The sequence below is a fragment of the Geothrix fuzhouensis genome (assembly GCF_024609325.1).
GTDB lineage: Bacteria > Acidobacteriota > Holophagae > Holophagales > Holophagaceae > Geothrix > Geothrix fuzhouensis.
The window spans coordinates 376,372-394,975 of record NZ_JANHMQ010000002.1; the positions used below are offsets into that span (position 1 = coordinate 376,372).

The following is an 18,604-nucleotide window of genomic DNA, read 5'->3' on the forward strand; positions in this document are numbered from 1 at the left end:
CCCACCACCCAGCAGACAGAAAGAGAAGGGCGAACGAGGCCTAACGAGTGAAGCTAACCGGCCCCGCCTGCACCGAGGCGCTGAACGGAGCCGAGGAAGCGAGAAGCTGAGAGAGAGCAAATGGCAATGCAGGCGGGGTCCGAGTTGAGCGCAGGGTTAGGCCGGGCTCAATCTGGCACCATTGGCAATTCAAACAAGAGGAAGCCCGTCTCCATCATTCATTTTTTTGGTAATTATAGCGATTAAATCATAAACGGACCACCCAACTACAGCTAACATACAAAAAATGAAAAATGTATTGTCGGATTTTTTATCAATTGATGTGACAATCAACCCAATAAAAGAAAATAGCGAAAATATTAACTTAATAAATCCAGAAGTTTTGTGTCCGAGGTATAGCCGGTCTAAACCTGATAAGATAATTCCTGCACCGGTCAAAAGGCTGCCACCAGATAAAGCCATGGCGACAGTGCGAGATTTGGTCGAAAAAAGCAATGCCTCGTCTTTAGCTTGAAAATATGAACCGGATTCAAATCGCAACTCAGTGCTAGGGCCAATTTCGTTTGAGTCTCTCATGTTAATTAATTGGTCAATTGAGTATGGGCCATATTCTTGGCCGCGAATTCGAACATAATAATTGTCAGCGCCGGCAATAGAGGACGACCCAAACATGGGTGATTGAAAGGTTGTCATATCCTGCCTCCTAATGGTAGATGAAAAAAAATTAACATAGTTCAATTAGAGGATGCCCTGGATCTTCAATCCATTGCTGTGCCGCTTCTCGTGAGTTGCATTGTCGGATTGTGCCATCGACGAATTTGGCTTCCCAGGATCTCTCGCTTACCTGCTCAATGCTACCTACCGGGAGATCGTTCTGATCATATGCGGTCCATTCCTCGAAAGCAGGACTGGCTTTTACCCAGCGTAATTTCGGCATTTCGACCTCCAAATAGGGCCTAACGAATGAAGCTAACCGGCCTCGCCTGCACCGAGGCGCTGAGCGGAGCCGAGGAAGCGAAGAGAAGAGAGAGAGCGGAAGACAATGCAGGCGGGGTCCGAGTTGAGCTGAGGGTTAGGGCTCACTTGGCATAGCGAAAGTTTTGCCATTCCAATTTGCAACCCAGACATGGTTTTCTGAATCTATGAATCTCATTTTGTTGAAGCCTTTGCGATGTGCGATCTCTGAAAGATGATTGGAGCCGTCAGCCTCAGAGGCAAGGATCACGCTGACCATCACCCGGGAGATGTTTGAACCAGTGTGGACAAGGCAGGTTGAATCCCTTGGATCAATGGAAAGCCTGATTGGGTTTGGTGTGTTAGCAAGGGACTGATTAGTGCTGTCAACCCAGTGCTGGCGTGAAGCCAGGGAAGGCCGGCATCCGATCAGTAGAGAAAGAGAAAATCCCAAAACAATCGTGAAAATAGAATTGCTCAACTGATACCTCCCAGAATTGGGTGAGGCCTAACGAATGAAGCTAACCGGCCCCGCCTGCACCGAGGCGCTGAACGGAGCCGAGGAAGCGAGAAGGTGAGAGAGAGCGGAAGGCAATGCAGGCGGGGTCCGAGTTGAGCGGAGGGTTAGGCGCCCAGTCACCGACGACCAAAATGGAAAATGACTCCAAGCTGCAGCCATTGTGCCTTATCTAAAGGAAAGGGTTCCCCTTGCTCCTTACCGAGATTGACATGGTGGACTGAGCCCACAACACCCAGCCAGGGCTTGAATTGGTAACCAGCGTTCGCACTGATTCCAAGTCTCCTATATTGCCGATAGCGTACAGTAGAAGCCCAAGTGCCACCGAAAGGGGACGGAGTCATAACGGTTAAATCACGATTGAGTTCTGTATTATTTACACCGAGACCTGCATTCCAGCCATGATTACGCGAATTGAAGTAATGGCACCATTCAAGTCCAATTTGAAAATAGTGGTACTCATTCCGAAGGGCTGTCGAGGGATCAATATTTTCGAATTCACCTGTGAACCCGACTGAGTTGACGGTTGCTCTCACATCGTCGAGGGCGGAAACCTGGTAGCTCAGATTGAGGCCAAGAGCCCCGGCTCCATTGAAGGATTTATGTGTGCCAGCGTATTGATCAGTGGATAAACCATTGAGCGGAATTCCAGAAGAAAGCTGAATACCCCAACTAATGTCTTGAGCATTCAAAAATGCTGAAGAAAAGAGAATCAAGGCGAGGCGATGAGCGAAGCGTTTCATTGAGTTTCCTCAGGAAAAGGGTTGGGGCGCCTAACGAATGAAGCTAACCGGCCGCGCCTGCACCGAGGCGATGAGCGGAGCCGAGGAAGCAGGGAGACGAGAAAGAGCGGAAGGCAATGCAGGCGGGGTCCGAGTTGAGCTGAGGGTTAGGAGTTCCATGCGAATCACTTGGGTGTGGAAGGCAAGGAACTTACATCGGCAATGTAGATGCGTGTTGTGCTTGAAGAACTGCTACTGCCCGTAGCCCTGGCTTCGAGCATTCCGCCACCGCCTGACGAACTGGTCGAAACGACCATTGCAACTTCCCATGGGCCCGTGTCGCCTTCGCGAGTAGGTAGGAATTTGATCTTCCTCCAAGCGCTACGGAAGGTGAACCAGAGTGGATTCGAACCCTCGATCTTTTCGAAATCGGAAACTTCGCCGTTCGATTTCACCTTCAGACGTACTTCTAGTGTTCCTGAAGGGACATCACGGACTTCCTGAAAGATTCGAGAATAAGAGCCGGGTTCGATTTTCAGCCTGCCTGCTTCTTTGGTGATTTTCATGGGCTGGATTGGTTCCGTGGACTGCTGGAGATTAGCTGCTGTAGGAACAGGCGCAACAAGGGCCGATGAGCATAGGACGAATGAGGTGGTGAAGAACATTGGGGGACTCCTAACGGAAGAAGCTAACCGGCCCCGCCTGCACCGAAACGGCGAGCGGAGCCGGGATAGCGAAATGTTGAGAGAGAGCGGAAGGCAATGCAGGCGGGGTCCGAGTTGAGCGAGAGGTTAGGCCGCCCTAAGTTGTTAGCTTGAATTTTAATTCACAACCCATGTGGAAGCATATTCTCTATAAAGTCGCCTGCCAATTTTACTCAGATAACTCCGTAGTATAGATGAATAAACGCGAGATTCAAAAAGTGCCTGCCCGAATCGATCATCTTCAGAGTATGATTGAATATAATATTTAAATTTAGAAGTAATATAATGTCGATTGATTAGGTGATGAGAAAGCATTGTCAATGTTGATATTAACGCAAATTTAACCATGATTTGTTCAATTTCATGATTTGGATCGAGAGAGGCCTGCTGAGAGAATACACCAGAGTGGCTATATCCGTGAAAGGCCTTTAATAATTCGCGAGTTTCAGGGAGTTCAGGTTTTTTAATTTTATTTAAAACGTGATTTGTTAAATTAATATTTTCACCATTAGACCATCGACTTAGGAGGGTGTCATCGTCAATTATTGCGCAATATTTTGCCAAATATAATGATTCGAAGACAGGCCTAAAGAATAATGCGGAAGATCCATGGAGCCCTCTTTGGTTGAGGCGGATAGCGGCATAGAAATTTAAACAATTTTTGTGTAATGTTGCAAAAAGTAAATTACTAGAATGATTGTGCCCGGTGAACTCATGTAACCTTCTTAAGCCGGCCGAAATTCTTAATATTTCAAAATGAGAATTAAGTACATTGATTGTCGGCTCAAGTATTCTTCGAGCTGGCTCCTTTATGAATATAGAAAGCTTCTCCGACCGTTCGTCCATCATGTCGAAGAATTCTCGATCAGAATCGTACATGGGAAGCGGCCTAACGAATGAAGCTAACCGGCCCCGCCTGCACCGAGGTGCTGAGCGGAGCCGAGGAAGCGAGAAGCTGAGAGAGAACGGAAGGCAATGCAGGCGGGGTCCGAGTTGAGCTAGGGGTTAGGCCGAAAGTAGAATTGCCCCGATTATTCGTTGATGCAACGAGTCGCCCAGGTCGCGAACTGGCGCAGGGGAATGCTTTCTATTGCTGGGATTTGGATATCATTCAATGATTGCCACTTGATAACGAACGGGGCTTCGCCGATGCCCCCAGGGCGGCTTGGAAGACAGATTGCTTCTTCATTGTCGATTAATAGAACGGTCATATTCCATTCAGAATCAGTTGGGCCTTCATAGGTTTTCCCACGTGCGATTTTCATTTATTGACCCCCTTATCGCTACGAGGATATTTGTAAGGTTTGATCATTCCACGTGATTTCATTATTTCAAATAATGATGTGGCTTCTTTGATGTAGTCTGAAACCAAACGTTTTCTTCCCCAGTCCCTAGAATTTCGTAATGATTGATTGGCAAGGAAGATGGTCATTTCTTCTACTGAAACATTTTCCTTGTCTGCCATTGCTTGGGCACATCCAAGGTCGACACAGATTGATGATTCTGGGAATCCTAATTCGAGGCGATTTAGAATGTACCTACCGATAATCGGATTCGGCTTATAGGCGCTCCAGCCTTGGGCATCCAGAAGTGGTGTTGGTGGAAGCCCATCCCATGACGTCAGTAGGTTTTTCGTTGAGGGTTCAGGAGATGGTGAGGGAGCAACAAATGGTTGGGCCAAAGGTTTGTCAGCCACTCCCCTCGCCCGCCCAGGCCCGTCACTTAACCTTGGGAGAGAGGCGATCGCACCAAGGAGAGCGACGGTGCCGATGCCGATATAGAGCGCTTTCCTATTCAACGATTCCTCCTAAATCTTCTGATGAGGCCTAACGAATGAAGCTAACCGGCCCTGCCTGCACCGAGGCGTTGAGCGGAGTCGAGGAAGCGGGAAGCTGAGAGAGAGCGAAAGGCAATGCAGGCGGGGTCCGAGTTGAGCGGAGGGTTAGGGCAGCTCGTGAAGCATGTTCGCTTGCGCATTCTGTATTTCGCGATGCACCTTGTGGACAAGGTTACTAAAATTTGTAATATCGTCAGTGCCTCGAAAGCATTTCCAGATTGAAAAAGGCATCGCTTGAATAACCAGAGTATCGGTGACACCTGTGGGATGGTATCGCCACTCAGCATGGGCAATGGCCTTATTTCTTAATGTTTTCAAATGCCTATGAAGTCGTAATTCATTTGTATCAAGACTGGCCAGCACAGTATTGGGGACTCTCGACTCGGATGGAGAAGGTGAGCCCTTCTTCTCATTCCCCGAAAAAGGGCGGATGTAAAAGATGATCGCCGAGATTAGAAGAGCCTCGTAGGCTTCACTGCTGTAGGCATGCTCACTCATGGCCTTAATGAACCGCAAGCAATTCTCTAGGTCCAGCGAGGCGCTAGTTAGCCGGTTGATCCTAGCTCGCGGACCGTTCATTGAGTGCCCTAACGAATGAAGCTAACCGGCCCCGCCTGGACCGAGGCGACGAGCGGAGCCGAGATAGCGAGAAGAAGAGAAGGAGCGGAAGGCAATGCAGGCGGGGTCCGAGTTGAGCGCGAGGTTAGGCCGAGCCCTAGGCAGTAGCCCCCCGAGCACGCGTTGCGCTTGGATTTGAGCCTGCTTGAGCGAGAGCGAAGGTTCATGCCGACGAGCCCAAAAGGAGAACACCGGAGTTATCGCGTGAGAGTGAAGGCCGAGAAGCTGAAGTGACCTCGATGATGGCAGAAATCCATGGGCCGAAGGTTGATGAGTAAGCGATAACCCTATTCAATAGAACCAGAAAACTGAGGAACGACGCGGATCTTCCGCTGGAGCGGGCCAAGGCGACGAAGCTGGACCAGCACCCCACCACCCAGCAGACAGAAGGAGCCAGGCGAACGAGGCCTAACGAATGAAGCTAACCGGCCCCGCCTGCACCGAGGCGACGAGCGGAGCCGAGGAAGCAGGAAGCTGAGAGAGAGCGAAAGGCAATGCAGGCGGGGTCCGAGTTGAGCGGAGGGTTAGGCCGATCATTCGATACCTATTGAAAGAGTTTATGAATTTGATTTTTTCCATTCTGCTAATCGCTGGGTATCTTCTTGGATTAGGGTTTCCAGCTGTTTTATTGCAATGTGTTGTGATTTTGATAACTCGGAAGGTTGCACGAATAAAAGCCATGGACCTTTACCCTGAGGCCACATGACGTCTGCCGTAAATGGAAGACCGGCTTCAAGCAGGGTATTTTTGGCTTTTTCGTATAGATCTGAAAATGAAAATTTATGCGAGATGTCCAAAGGGACCTCCAGGAATTAGGACCACGGCCTAACGAAAGGAATTATGCAGGCCTGGCGCCATTGTGTTTATCCTCATTTATTTAAAATAGTAAATGAGTTTAATATTAGATCGGATTCTTTTGCCTTATTTTCGTCAAAAACATTTGTTAGATACATAATTTCGTATGTCATTTTGTCTACTATCATTGAATTACTGACCCCTTTAAATTTACCACCATTTAAGTCAAATGTTTGGTGCCTTGCATCATGCTTACCATTGAACACGAATAAATTATAAGAAACGTTAGTAGCTTTTATTGCGCTCAATCCGCCATTAGCCATATTATGCATAACTTGTATTAACTGCTCTCTTGTTGTCCTTTTCTTGTCATAAATTATTGGGAAATATATTATTTTTACGATAGAAGCATCACGTGTAAAACTAATTTCTGTTAATAATACTTTTCCATTCGGTCCATCTAAAATAGATGATTTCCTTTCTGGGTCCGAAAATCCATATGGAATCTTGATTGTGAACAAATCGGTTTCAGTATAAACCCTGGGTTCTGAATATTTTTCTAAAATAGTATCGACTTTTTTTATATCCTTTAGTCTTTGATTATTTTGATAGTCTAAAACCAATCCGATAATGATTTTAATAATAAAACCTACTATTAACCAGAATATAATTTTTACCAATAAAGGATACTTTCCATCAGCACCTTTTTTAAGCATTTCTGTTTCTCCTATTCAGGACCCACTGGTGGAGCGGCCTAACGAATGGAGCTAACCGGCCACGCCTGCACCGAGGCGCTGAGCGAAGCCGAGGAAGCAGGAAGATGAAAGAGAGCGGAAGGCAATGCAGGCGGGGTCCGAGTTGAGCTGAGGGTTAGGCGCGGTTGGTTCATTGGGGTGTGAGGCGTTGTTGAGCCAAGGGGATGATATTTTGCCGACACTGTGGGCACCTACCAGTCCTGTTCAGATAGAAATCAGGTTTGTAAAGAGGTTTGGAGCAGAGGGGGCAGGTGAATCCGAATTTTTGGCACAACCAGTTATCCAGTTTATAGATTGCGAATATGCCAAGCCCAACGAAGATGAACAATCCGCCAGCCAGGTAAATCAAGATTGCGTTTTTTGAGAGATTGTTGGGTATCAGAAAGGCCAAAAACCACATGAACGGATTTAGGAGGATAAGTAGAAGGATCACTGCCAGGTTGTGAAACCGGGCAATTTTCTTTCGCGTTCCAGCGAGGGGTTCTGGAAGGACCGTGTGCATGGCGCCTAACGAAAGAAGCTAACCGGCCCCGCCTGCGCCGAGGCGACGAGCGGAGCCGAGGAAGCGGGAACAAGAGAAGGAGCGGAAGACAATGCAGGCGGGGTCCGAGTTGAGCGGAGGGTTAGGCGCGTGAATTTACATACCTGCTAGGAATTGGCCAAAGTCATGTTCAGACCCGGCCAAATCATAAGAGGCCTGTAAGACCACGGCTGGATTTTTGAAGTCGCGGAGGCGGAGGGAGAGTTGGCCTTTGCCCTGCGAGGCGGATTTCACGAGATTCAGGAGGAGATTTGGTGAGCCTATTCTGAGGGCACTGAAATTGAACCCGTCTTTTGGCTGACTCACATACCCACCTGCAGGACAGAACGAGAATCGGGCGGGTGTTGGCGTTCCAATGGTTTCCAGTGTTAGTAACTCGCCAGAAGCTTGGCTATCTGGACCTTCAAAATCATCGAAGGTGAACCCCTTGATTGTAGAAACTGAGTCGATGACAAGATCGAAGGACCAATAGACCTTGGGCCCGGTAGACCGCACGAATCTAATCTGAGAGTTTCTTACGCCACTTGGGGTTGAAATTGGGCCCATGAACTCAATGATCCGCGCCCCTTGTGAGTTGACGTGGTAGGACCAATGTGAAGAAGTCTGGGCGCTGGCTATCGTGGCCACTAGGGCTAGGAAGCACGATTGAAGATTTGTTGATTTCATGCGGCTCTCGTATTGAGCAATGCCAGCGCCTAACGAATGAAGCTAACCGGCCCCGCCGCGGCTGAATGGCTGAGTGGATCGGTTAGATGGGATTGCCAGGGAGTGAGGACCCGGCCGCTTGCGGCGGGGTCCGAGTTGAGCGAGGGGTTAGGCGGAGATGGCACTTTGTTGCTGGGTGCTTTGAGAAGAAAGCCCCTCACGATGCAGCGATGAGAAAGAAAGAGATTGCGATAACTAAGCATAGAGGAGAGAACAACCAAGTATCCCATGTGGCAAAGGTGGTACCGCGCAGACGTTTGAAGAAGCCAATGAGGCGGAATTCTCCGATAGATCGAAGGAGAAAGACAAACCCAATCGCAATGGTTCCCCAATGAATAGGTGAAGCAAGGGAAAAGGAGAGGAGGATGGACCCATGAAGTAAGGCAACGCAAGCTGCGACAGTTAGAGCCAGAGCCACGGCAACAGTAATGAGGCGTGAGGGTTCGAAAGCAGGTTTGCCATCAACTTCGGGAATCACATTGCGCTTGCCCCAAGGGCCACCAGCAGCCCAATAGATATGTAGGCCGGCTAGGCAGAGCAGGGTGGAGGCGAGGAACACTGGGAGCATGGTTTGGCGCACCTTCGTTGACGCCTAACGAATGAAGCTAACCGGACCCGCCTGCACCGAGGCGATGAGCGGAGCCGAGGAAGCAAAATAATGAGAGAGAGCGGAAGACAATGCAGGCGGGGTCCGAGTTGAGCTAAGGGTTAGACCGCGCCGGAAGGGCAATTCCTTCAGCTGCGGCGCGAATCTCGAGTAGATGACGAGGGAGTGAGTGCAAAGGTTCAAGTGCAAGGGATTGTATTCTGCGTTTGCCAAGGCGTTGATCTAGAACTGCGAGGGACATAACGAGGGGGTCTGAGTCAGATAGGGCCTGCTCGATAGATAGTTCATGAATGAACCGCCAGCAGCTTTGATAGGCGTCCTGGCGGCTCATTTCGCCGTACTCGACAAATTGCGCTTCGTGCTTCTTAGTTGAAGAGGCGGGCGTTTGCCTACCAGCCCTTTCATCAGCCAACTTCAAGTAGTGAGCGCGAGTGCAGAAGTTCGCGATGACATCGCCATCGAGAGTGATCCAGGCATGTCCACAGGAACAATTCCCGTAGGCAGTGCTATGGATGGAGACTCTCTTGCCGAGTGACTCAGCGAACCGGGATTCAATGAGGCTTCGTAATTTGGACCATTGCACGGGTAGGAGTCCCTGGAAGCGGGCTAACGAATGAAGCTAACCGGCCACGCCTGCACCGAGGCGCTGAGCGAAGCCGAGGAAGCGAGAAGTTGAGAGAGAGCGGGAGGCAATGCAGGCGGGGTCCGAGTTGAGCGGAGGGTTAGGCCGGAACACCGAAAAGTTCGTGAATTCTGCTGCGTAGGAGATATGGAGCAAATTCTTGGCTGAACAAAAGGCGGGTGTTTTTCTTCGGGGAGTCGGATGAATCAAGGTACATATACAGGTGATAGCGACCCGAGGGATTTTGCTGAGCGAGGTTTTTGATCTGTTCCATTGAGAAGACCCAGATCAAATCAGAAGACAGGTCAACAAGAGCAACAAGCTGAGCGGGGCAATCCTCTGGAACCCACCAATCTAGGCCTAGTCTCCCCTTACCGCCGCTTGGTTTGGCCTGTTGGTTTGTTTTTACCTGAATGGAGATCGGGCGCTCCAGGAAGGGAGAATAGGCCACGAGATCAACCCCTGAATCGGTGGTGAGCGGGGCTGATTCCACACCGCTTCGCAGGAGCTGAAGCTGAACCAGCAACTCTCCACATTTCCCGATCTGAGCTGTTGTGAGTTTGGGTGAATGATCCATGACGGCCTAACGAATGAAGCTAAGCGGCCGCGCCTGCACCGAGGCGATGAGCGGAGCCGGGATAGCGAGATGCTGAGAGAGAGCGGAAGGCAATGCAGGCGGGGTCCGACTTGAGCGAGGGGTTAGGTGCCGAGAGCGATGCTATGAGTTAGCGTGCACCATATATACCGACCACCTTAATTGTCGAGCGGCCATTATTCGTATAGACGGTCATATTACCCTTGACCCACGAAACTTCGATACTTTCTTGGTCGGGATAATTCTTCAACTCTTCCGGAACAAATGAGCGGCAATAGATTTCTACCTTTGCGCCTTCGCTGACCCATTCCAGTCGACGTTGCCCCTGAAATTCACCCGTTCTGACGCCTTTATCAGACACCAATTTTAGTGTGAGCAATTTTCCGTTGATGCGAAGGTAGCCAATTTTAGTGTCGTAATTGTAAGAAAAAATTATCGGACTTCTGCCCTTGGGATCCTGTCGTTCAAAATCGAAGCAGGTTCCATTCGTGATTTCAGAATTATTGAGAGGCTGGACCTCAAGCTTGGTGGCTTCTACCTGCGAATGCAGTGCCGCTGCAGTTGCCATGCTCAGGATGGGAAGCTGCGGAATCATGGGCACCTAACGGATGGAGCTAACCGGACCCGCCTGCACCGAGGCACTGAACGGAGCCGAGGAAGCGAGTAGCTGAGAGAGAGCGAAAGACAATGCAGGCGGGGTCCGAGTTGAGCTGAGGGTTAGGCGTGTGACGAAAAGATGAAATGTTTGAGTAAATAGATTATTGCCGGAAGCCAAAGGAAGAGAGAGATGAGGCATAAGCCCAAACCCGCATAAATAGCTCCACTTCCACGATGGGTTACTAGTGGTGCGCCTCTGTTAGGCCTTAGACGGATCTCTCGTTTGATAATTGCCTTCATACCGACTACGAACAAAGTAATTCCAACCGCGCAACCGAGAAGCGCAAATCCAGGTGTAGGTGGGCTGGTGCTTGGAGTGTAGAGCATGACGCCTAACTTTGAATTGGACGACTGGGGTGGGGGTGGGGGGAGGACGCCTAGGTCGGGGGTGGGGTGGGGGGTGGGGAGGTTGTGCTTAGGGGAATGGGCGTACTGGGAGAGGGGCTTGACGGGCGAAAAAAAGGCGATAGATTGAGCCCAGTTCAGCGTGTTCGAGTCGAGGTTCTGAAGTCAGGTTAGCGCAATAGGCGGCTTGGGGCGATCGGAGCGGATGCCATGCTCGAGGTGAATAGGCAGACCGGTGAAGGGCGGAACGCGGGGACTGCGACACCGCCGCCCCGGTTCCTGGATCAGCTGCGGGACAGCCTGAGGGTCCGGCATTACAGCCTGCGGACGGAGGACGCTTATGTGGATTGGGTGCGGCGCTTCATCCTCTTTCACGGCAAGCGTCATCCGAAGGACATGGGGGCGTCCGAAGTCCAGGCGTTTCTGAATCACCTGGCGGTGGACCGGGGCGTGTCACCGTCGACGCAGAACCAGGCGAAGGCGGCCCTGCTCTTCCTCTACCGGAACCTGCTGGAGGTGGACCTCCCATGGCTGTCCGAGGTCATCCAGGCCAAGCGCCAGTCGCGGCTGCCCGTGGTGCTCACACCGGGGGAAGTGCGGGCTTTGTTCGACCAGATGGAGGGCGGGATGGCCCTGCTGGCGCAGGTGCTGTACGGGACCGGACTGCGGTTGATGGAAGGGCTGCGACTGCGGGTGAAGGACCTGGAGTTCGAGCGGCGGGAGATCGTGGTGCGCGACGGGAAGGGGGGCAAGGACCGGGTCACCATGCTCCCGGATCGTCTGGCTGGCCCGCTCCGGGCCCATCTGGACCGGGTGCGCGCCTTGCATGAACGGGATCTGGCGGAGGGGTTCGGGGAGGTCGCCTTGCCGGATGCGCTGGGGCTCAAGGCCCCCTTCGCGGCGCGGGCTTGGGGTTGGCAGTGGGTCTTTCCGTCGGCCCAGCGTTCGGCGGATCCCCGCTCGGACGCCTTCTTCCGGCATCACCTCCATCCAGAGAGCGTGCAGAAGGCCGTCCGGCTGGCCGGCCGGGCCGCGGAGCTGGTGAAGCCCGTCACGCCGCACGTGCTGCGCCACAGCTTCGCGACCCACCTGCTTGCATCTGGCCACGACATCCGCACCGTGCAGGAGCTGCTGGGGCACAAGGACGTGGCCACCACCATGATCTACACCCATGTGCTGAACCGTGGCGGCCGCGGCGTGCCCAGCCCGCTGGATGGGCTGTGAAGAAGCCTTCCGTGGTGAGCTGAAATGGCTTTTCTGATTATCGGCGGATCTCAGCCAGAAAAGCAGGAACACAGAAGGCACAGAAGCGCCCGTTGGGCGCACACAGAGGGCGCAGAAGGGGCCGGGCTCACCGCGGACATCCCTCCTCGGGCGGCGGCTCCGGGCGGCTTCCAGGGGCCGCCGTGGCCGCCGCCCGCGAAGCAGGCCGCGCGAAGCGCGACCTGGGTCCGGAGGCCCGGATGTCCTGGCTGGAGCGCCAGGTGCATGGTCCTTTCCTCCGCTTTCCTCGGCTCCTCCGCAAACCTCCGCTTATGGACGTCTTTTCTGCGCTCATCTGCGGTTTCAGACTTTCAGGCGGAGGCTCGCCGATAAGCAAAAAAGCTTTTTTGCCACCGATTTCAGTGATTTCATGCTCAGCGCAGAATGGGCTCGTGGAGGGTCCCAGGGCCGCGCCGCTTCGGGAGCGTGGCCCTCGCACCCTCCGTGACTTCCGGCAATTCTGGAAGCCGCCTCCGGCGGGCCCCTGCCGAATCAGCCGAGGCCCAATCACCGTCATCACCGTGCATCAGTGGCTGAAAAGCCTGTCTCTGAAAACCAGCCAAGCCGAAATCAGTGGCTGAATGGATCGTTTAGGAGCTCTGCGGCGGTACGATCGGGCCATGCACATCTCCCATCTAAGATTCCGGCAGCTGGTGGACGAGGCGCTGGGGCTCGTGCCGGAGGAGTTCCGGCCGTACCTCGAAGGTGTGGCGATCGTCCTCGAGGACTGGGCACCCGATGCGCTGCTGGACGACTTGGGCGTGCCCGAGGACGAGACGCTCTATGGCCTCTACTCGGGGCGGGCCCTGACGGAGGGGCGGGCGGAATCCGGCGACCTGCCACCCCGCATCACCCTCTACCGCGGGCCCTTGCTGGAGGACTGCCGGGACGAGGACGACCTGCGGGAGGAGATCGCCACCACCGTCATCCACGAGATCGCCCACCACTTCGGCATCAGCGAACAACGCCTAAGGGAGCTGGGCTGGGCCTAGGCTGGTTCTGCCTGAAGGTGGCTGGATCAGCAGAGCCTCTTGGAGATAGCTGAAAGGGCTGGGGGCGGGCTGTTTTTTCCCTCCCGCAGCCATTCCCATCCTCCGATAAACTGATTCATTGGGCTGAAACGTGCCTGGAAGCCCGGAGTGCTGATGCTGAAACGCCTGTGGTCGACCTTCAAGGGCAGCGTCGCCGGCTCCGTGCTGGCGGCCAATGCCGTGGCCATCTTCTCGGGCATGATCCCCCTGGCCCTGCTGAAGCTGGCCTTGCCGGTCGGCGCCGTCCGCCGGGGCGCGGACCGGGCGCTGAATGCCCTGGCGGAGGGCTGGATCGCCGTGAACGGCTGGTGGATGGCCGTGGTGCACCGCATCCGTTGGGATGTGCGGGGCCTGGAAGGCCTGCGGCGCAAGGGCTGGTACCTGGTGAGCAGCAACCACCAGAGCTGGGTGGACATCCTGGTGCTGCAGAAGGTCTTCCACCGCAAGGTGCCTTTCCTGAAGTTCTTCCTCAAGCGCCAGCTGCTCTACGTGCCCGTGATGGGTTTGGCCTGGTGGGCCCTGGACTTCCCTTTCATGCGCCGCCGCAGCGGCAGCCGGTCGAAGGACCTCGCCACGGCGCGCCGGGCCTGCGAGAAGTTCCGGCAGATCCCCACGTCGGTGATGAACTTCCTGGAGGGCACGCGCTTCAGCCCCGCGAAGAAGGAGGCCCAGCAGTCGCCCTACCGGCATCTGCTGAAGCCCAAGGTGGGCGGCCTGGCTACGGCGCTGAGCGCCATGGGCGAGCGCTTCGACGCCCTGCTCGACGTCACCATCGTCTACCCCGAGGGCGTGCCCAGCTTCTGGGACTTCCTTTCCGGCAAGGTGAAGCAGGTGGTGGTGCGGGTGCGAGAATTGGAGATCCCCAAGGAGCTGCTGGGGGGCGATTACGAGGGCGACCCTGCCTTCCGGGCCCGCATGCAGGCCTGGCTGCACGAGATCTGGACGGAGAAGGACCACAGGATCGAGGAGATCGTCCTGGGCCTCGGTTGATGCAGAAAGGGCGCCATCCGGCGCCCTTTCTGCATCGCGGGATTTCGTCCCGGACCTACCCGTTCACCTTCACGAACTGCTCCATGAAGTCCACCAGGGTCTTCACGTTGTCCACGGTGACGGCGTTGTAGGTGCTGACGCGGATGCCGCCGATGTCGCGGTAGCCCTTCAGGCCCACCATGCCGGCCTTCTTGGCCTCCTTCACGAACTGGTCGTCCAGCTCGGGGGTGGGCAGGAAGAAGTCCACGTTCATGACGCTGCGGTGGGCCTTCTCGGTGACGAAGCCGCGGTAGAAGCCGCTGTGCTTGTCGATGCAGCCGTAGAGCAGTTCGGCCTTCTTCAGGTTGTTGGCTTCGATGGCCTTCAGGCCGCCGATGCTCTTGTTGTAGGCGAGCACGTTGCGCAGGATGTAGATGCCGAAGGTGGGCGGGGTGTTGTAGAGGCTGTTCTTCTCGGCGTGGATCTTGTAGCGCAGGTAGCTGGGCAGGTCCTGGGCTTCGCACATCTCGAGGAAGTCCTCGCGGATGATGGTGAGCGTGACGCCGCTGGGGCCGAGGTTCTTCTGGGCGCCGCCGTAGATGAGGCCGAAGGGGCTCACATCAAACGGGCGCCACATGATGTCGCTGCTCATGTCGCAGACATAGGGCACGTCGCCCACCTTGGGGAACTCGTGCCACTGGGTGCCTTCCACAGTGTTGTTCGACGTGAAGTGCACGAAGGCGCTGTCGGGGCCGACCTTGATCTCATCGGCGTGGGGCAGGCGGCTGTACTTCAGCTCCTTGGTGCTGGCGGCGATGCGGACGTTGTCGCCGCCCACGAGCTTGGCTTCCTTGGTGGCCTTCTCCGCCCAGTTGCCGGTGTTGATGTAGTCGGCCTTCCGGCCGCCGCGCAGCAGGTTCAGGGGGATCATGCCGAAGCTGAGGTGGGCGCCGCCCTGGAGCAGCAGGACCGTGTAGTTGGAGGGCAGCCCCATCAGCTCCTTGGTGAGGGCGATGGCCTCCTCGTGCACCGCGTCGTACTCCTTCGACCGGTGGCTGACTTCCATGACGGACATGCCGGTGCCTGCGAAGTCCAGCAGCTCGTCCTGCGCGCGCTCCAGCGCGGGCAGGGGCAGCCCCGCGGGGCCAGCGTAAAAGTTGATCACACGATGGGTCATGGGGGATCTCCTCACGCTTTGAAGTCTGACAGGATGGCCACCACCTCGTCGCCGATGCGGCCGAGGTTCTCTTTGGAGCTGGCGCCGAGGTGGGGGGCCATGAACACGTTGGGGGCGTGGAGCAGGGGGCAGTCGGCCGGGGGCGGGTCGCTGGGCCACACGTCCGTGCCATAGGCCCGCACCTTGCCGCTGTGGAGCGCGGCGGCGAGGTCGGCATCCACCACGCACTTGCCGCGGCCGGTGTTGATGAGGACGACGCCGTCCTTCACCTTGGCGAGGAAGGCAGCGTTGATCATGCCCCGGGTCTCGTCCGTGAGGGGCGTGTGGATGCTGATGAAGTCAGCCTTGGCGGCCAGCTCATCGAGGCTCACCATCGTCGCGATGGGGTGCGCCTTGAGGAAGGGATCGAAGGCGATCACCTCCATGCCGAAGGCCTGGGCGCGCTTGGCCACCTCGGTGGCGATGTTCCCGGCGCCGATGAGGCCCAGGGTCTTCTTGAAGAGCTCCGTCCGCTTCAGCTCGCTCTTGAGGAACTTCCCTTCCTTCATGGAGGTGTGGGCCTCGATCAGGCGGGCGGGGATGGCGACCATGAAGGCCATGGCCATTTCCGCCACGGCCACACTGCTGGCCCTGGGCGTGTTCATGGCCTTGACGCCCCGTTCGGCGCAGAGCTTCTTGTCCACGTTGTCCATGCCCACGCCGCCGCGGATGACGAGCTTGAGGGCGGGGGCCTGGGCCAGGAGGTCAGCGTTCACCTTGGTCTTGGACCGGACCAGGAGGACGTTGGCCCGGTCGAGGGTGGCCATGTCGGAGCTGGTGGTTCCGAAGGGCGTGAGGCGCTCCGGCAGCTTGGCGTCGAAGGCTTCGGCAATGAGGATGTGCATGGACACTCCAGCGGGGCGTTGCGGGTCTAAACAAACAAGCAAGGAATTGAAACCGCAGATGTCGCAGATAAAAGATCTCTTCTGTTTTTCATCTGCGAAATCTGCGTCATCTGCGGTTAATCCTTTAATGTTTTTCGTGTTGCCAGAATCAGCCTTCGTACATCCGGACCAGCAGGCCGGAGCGCAGCTTGGGTTCGAACCAGGTGGACTTGGGGGGCATCACTTCGCCGGCATCGGCCACGCTCATGAGCTGCGTGAGCGAGGTGGGATACACCGAGAAGGCCACGGCGTAGCCTTCCTTCACGCGGCGCTCCAGCTCGTCCATGCCGCGGATGCCGCCCACGAAGTCGATGCGGGTGTTGGTGCGGGGATCGTCGATGCCGAGGATCGGGTCGAGCAGGTTCTCCTGGAGGATGCTGACATCCAGGCCGCGCACCGGATCACTGGCGGGGTAGGTGCCGGGCTTGGCCTTCAGCTCGTACCATGTGCCGCCGAGATACATGCCGAAGGTGGTGGGGGCCTGGGCCGCGCGGTGCGGCGAGACGGCCACGTCGAACGTCTCCTTTACCTTGGCGAGGAAGGCCTCGGGGCTGTGGCCGTTGAGGTCCTTCACCACCCGGTTGTAGTCCATGATCTTCAGCTGGTTGTGGGGGAAGACCACGGCCATGAAGCTTTCGAAGGATTCGTCGCCCGTGGCGGCCGCCCCGGCGGCGGCGCGGCGGGCCTGGCCGTAGCGGATGGCGGCGGCGGTGCGGTGGTGGCCATCGGCGATGTAGAGGGCCGGCACGCCATTGAAGAGGTTCACCAGCTCGTAGATCACCGTCTCGCCGGTGACGACCCACACGGTGTGGCCGATGCCGTCCGGCGTGACCACGTCATAGACCGGCGGCAGCTTCCGGATGTCATCGACGATGTGATCGATGTAGGGCACGGCCCGGTAGGTGAGGAAGACCGGCTCGGCGTTGGCGTTCTGCTCGGTGATGTGCCGGGTGCGGTCATCTTCCTTGTCCTTGCGGGTGAACTCGTGGCGCTTGATGAGGCCCGTCTCGTACTCCTGCACGGAGCAGAGGCCCACCAGGCCCGCCTGGACATGGTCGCCCATGCGCTGCTGGTAGACGTAGAGGGAGGGGAGGCCTTCGTGCATGAGCGTGCCCGTCTCGATCATGCGCATGAGGTTCGCCACGCCCTTGGCGTACACCTCGTCGGCGTGGACGTCCGTGCCCGCGGGGAGGTCGATTTCGGGCCGGCCCACGTGGAGGAAGGAGTGGGGGTTTCCCTTGGCCAGTTCGGCGGCCTCCTGGGTGTTCACCACGTCGTAGGGCACGGCGGCCACCTGGGCCGCAAGCTCGGGCCGGGGGCGGTAGGCGCGGAAGGGCTTCAGCTGGGACATGGACACCTGCCTGGAAAGGGCCCCCGTGGGGCCGCACACACGCGCCATTATTCCCCGGCGGGTGCCCTTTGGTGGGCCCGTCTATCCGGTTTTGACGAAAGTCCCAGACTTGGGGCCTGGATGGCGCGATCTGTCAAATTCCGGACTGGACCGCAGACGGGTCGGTGCCGGGACTGGCTTCCGGGGTGGCTGCAGGATTGGGCCCCAGCGAGTCGGTGATCAGGGCCACGTTCAGCAGGAGCTCGGTAAGCGGGAGGTCCATGGTCCGCTCGACTCGGCAGGTCTCGACGAACTCGATGTCCGGATGGTCCCAGGTGAGGATCTCGTAGGCCGCGGGGAACCCCTCCTGGTTGCGGTAGGCGGCGTGGATCACCTCGCCCCGGTGCAGGTAGAGGTGGCCCAGGCCGGCTTCGGATTTCACCGTGAGGGTGCAGGACTTCTGCTCCCAGGCCAGAAGCTGGAGGATGCTGCCGAGGCTCAGGCCGCGGATCAGCCCCACGGGTTCGGCCTGGACCGCCGTGCGGATCACCTCCATCAGGAAACCCAGGCGGAGCGGCTTGCTGAGGATGCGGACCGCCCCCAGGTCCAGGGGGGTGTTCAGATGCTGGGTCTCGTCGAGGCCGGTCATGACGATCACGGGGATCTGCGGGTAGAGCCGCCCCACTTTGGTGATGAGGTTGAAGCCATCCATGACGGGCATGTCGAGGTCCGTGACCAGCACGTGGACGGCTTCATGTTTGAGCACGTCCAGCGCCTCGTGGCCATTCTGGGCCGAGAGGATCCGGAAGCCCTGCAGGCCCTTCAGCCCAGCCCGGTAGAGGCTGAGGGTGGCCCGGTCGTCCTCCACCACGAGCAGAGTCCGGGAGGGGGCCTCGAAGTTGGGCAGGGGGCGGGAGCGGGGGGAGGCGTTCATGGG

Annotated in this window: 20 protein-coding genes; 3 read left to right on the forward strand and 17 right to left on the reverse strand. The window is 56.2% G+C overall.

The features are described from left to right. Window positions 1-189: 189 nt before the first annotated feature. From NOV74_RS09045 to NOV74_RS09100, 13 genes are all read right to left on the reverse strand, one after another. Window positions 190-693 carry a DUF4339 domain-containing protein gene (locus tag NOV74_RS09045; RefSeq protein ID WP_257311288.1) on the reverse strand — a complete coding sequence of 168 codons (504 nt, stop codon included), beginning with the start codon at window positions 691-693 and terminating at the stop codon, window positions 190-192. Window positions 694-1,590: 897 nt separating this feature from the next. Further along, entirely contained in the window at window positions 1,591-2,214 is a 624-nt protein-coding gene (locus tag NOV74_RS09050; RefSeq protein WP_257311291.1) for a hypothetical protein, read from the reverse strand. A 164-nt stretch (window positions 2,215-2,378) separates the two neighbouring features. After that, the gene (locus NOV74_RS09055) at window positions 2,379-2,858 is read right to left on the reverse strand and encodes a hypothetical protein (protein ID WP_257311294.1); all 480 of its coding nucleotides are present in this window, start codon (window positions 2,856-2,858) and stop codon (window positions 2,379-2,381) included. 156 nt (window positions 2,859-3,014) lie between these two features. Then, entirely contained in the window at window positions 3,015-3,746 is a 732-nt protein-coding gene (locus tag NOV74_RS09060; RefSeq protein ID WP_257311296.1) for a hypothetical protein, read from the reverse strand. Window positions 3,747-3,928: 182 nt separating this feature from the next. Next, window positions 3,929-4,162 (reverse strand): hypothetical protein, encoded by a 234-nt coding sequence (locus tag NOV74_RS09065; protein ID WP_257311299.1) that lies wholly within the window; start codon window positions 4,160-4,162, stop codon window positions 3,929-3,931. Then, entirely contained in the window at window positions 4,159-4,695 is a 537-nt protein-coding gene (locus NOV74_RS09070; protein ID WP_257311302.1) for a hypothetical protein, read from the reverse strand. The genes NOV74_RS09065 and NOV74_RS09070 overlap by 4 nt, the downstream gene beginning before the upstream one ends. Before the next feature lie 144 nt (window positions 4,696-4,839). Then, window positions 4,840-5,232 carry a hypothetical protein gene (locus NOV74_RS09075; protein WP_257311305.1) on the reverse strand — a complete coding sequence of 131 codons (393 nt, stop codon included), beginning with the start codon at window positions 5,230-5,232 and terminating at the stop codon, window positions 4,840-4,842. Between the two features lie 677 nt (window positions 5,233-5,909). Further along, complete coding sequence (locus NOV74_RS09080) at window positions 5,910-6,149, reverse strand: hypothetical protein (protein ID WP_257311306.1); 240 nt, start codon at window positions 6,147-6,149, stop codon at window positions 5,910-5,912. 72 nt (window positions 6,150-6,221) lie between these two features. Further along, the gene (locus tag NOV74_RS09085; RefSeq protein WP_257311308.1) at window positions 6,222-6,863 is read right to left on the reverse strand and encodes a hypothetical protein; all 642 of its coding nucleotides are present in this window, start codon (window positions 6,861-6,863) and stop codon (window positions 6,222-6,224) included. Window positions 6,864-8,305: 1,442 nt separating this feature from the next. After that, window positions 8,306-8,716, reverse strand: coding sequence for a DUF3995 domain-containing protein (locus NOV74_RS09090; RefSeq protein WP_257311310.1), 411 nt, complete (start codon window positions 8,714-8,716; stop codon window positions 8,306-8,308). A 133-nt stretch (window positions 8,717-8,849) separates the two neighbouring features. Further along, window positions 8,850-9,338 (reverse strand): SF0329 family protein, encoded by a 489-nt coding sequence (locus NOV74_RS15530; protein WP_420843081.1) that lies wholly within the window; start codon window positions 9,336-9,338, stop codon window positions 8,850-8,852. A 139-nt stretch (window positions 9,339-9,477) separates the two neighbouring features. Beyond that, window positions 9,478-9,954, reverse strand: a complete 477-nt coding sequence (locus NOV74_RS09095; protein ID WP_257311312.1) for a hypothetical protein — start codon at window positions 9,952-9,954, stop codon at window positions 9,478-9,480. Window positions 9,955-10,102: 148 nt separating this feature from the next. Beyond that, complete coding sequence (locus NOV74_RS09100; RefSeq protein ID WP_257311313.1) at window positions 10,103-10,567, reverse strand: hypothetical protein; 465 nt, start codon at window positions 10,565-10,567, stop codon at window positions 10,103-10,105. Between the two features lie 617 nt (window positions 10,568-11,184). On the opposite strand from NOV74_RS09100, the gene NOV74_RS09105 reads away from it, so the two are divergent. From NOV74_RS09105 to yihG, 3 genes are all read left to right on the forward strand, one after another. Beyond that, window positions 11,185-12,198: an integron integrase gene (locus tag NOV74_RS09105; protein ID WP_257311315.1), complete on the forward strand. Its 1,014-nt coding sequence runs from the start codon at window positions 11,185-11,187 to the stop codon at window positions 12,196-12,198. A 659-nt stretch (window positions 12,199-12,857) separates the two neighbouring features. Further along, complete coding sequence (locus NOV74_RS09110; RefSeq protein WP_371748438.1) at window positions 12,858-13,229, forward strand: metallopeptidase family protein; 372 nt, start codon at window positions 12,858-12,860, stop codon at window positions 13,227-13,229. 153 nt (window positions 13,230-13,382) lie between these two features. After that, the gene (yihG, locus tag NOV74_RS09115) at window positions 13,383-14,258 is read left to right on the forward strand and encodes a 1-acylglycerol-3-phosphate O-acyltransferase, YihG family (RefSeq protein ID WP_257311318.1); all 876 of its coding nucleotides are present in this window, start codon (window positions 13,383-13,385) and stop codon (window positions 14,256-14,258) included. Between the two features lie 55 nt (window positions 14,259-14,313). On the opposite strand, the gene serC is transcribed toward yihG, so the two are convergent. The 4 genes from serC to NOV74_RS09135 form a co-directional block, all read right to left on the reverse strand. Continuing rightward, the gene (gene serC, locus NOV74_RS09120) at window positions 14,314-15,414 is read right to left on the reverse strand and encodes a 3-phosphoserine/phosphohydroxythreonine transaminase (protein ID WP_257311320.1); all 1,101 of its coding nucleotides are present in this window, start codon (window positions 15,412-15,414) and stop codon (window positions 14,314-14,316) included. An 11-nt stretch (window positions 15,415-15,425) separates the two neighbouring features. Further along, complete coding sequence (locus NOV74_RS09125) at window positions 15,426-16,298, reverse strand: NAD(P)-dependent oxidoreductase (protein WP_257311322.1); 873 nt, start codon at window positions 16,296-16,298, stop codon at window positions 15,426-15,428. A 148-nt stretch (window positions 16,299-16,446) separates the two neighbouring features. Further along, window positions 16,447-17,688, reverse strand: coding sequence for a DUF1015 domain-containing protein (locus NOV74_RS09130; protein WP_257311323.1), 1,242 nt, complete (start codon window positions 17,686-17,688; stop codon window positions 16,447-16,449). 133 nt (window positions 17,689-17,821) lie between these two features. Next, a complete protein-coding gene (locus tag NOV74_RS09135; protein ID WP_257311327.1) occupies window positions 17,822-18,601 on the reverse strand; it encodes a response regulator in 780 nt (259 codons plus the stop codon). Window positions 18,602-18,604 lie beyond the last annotated feature (3 nt).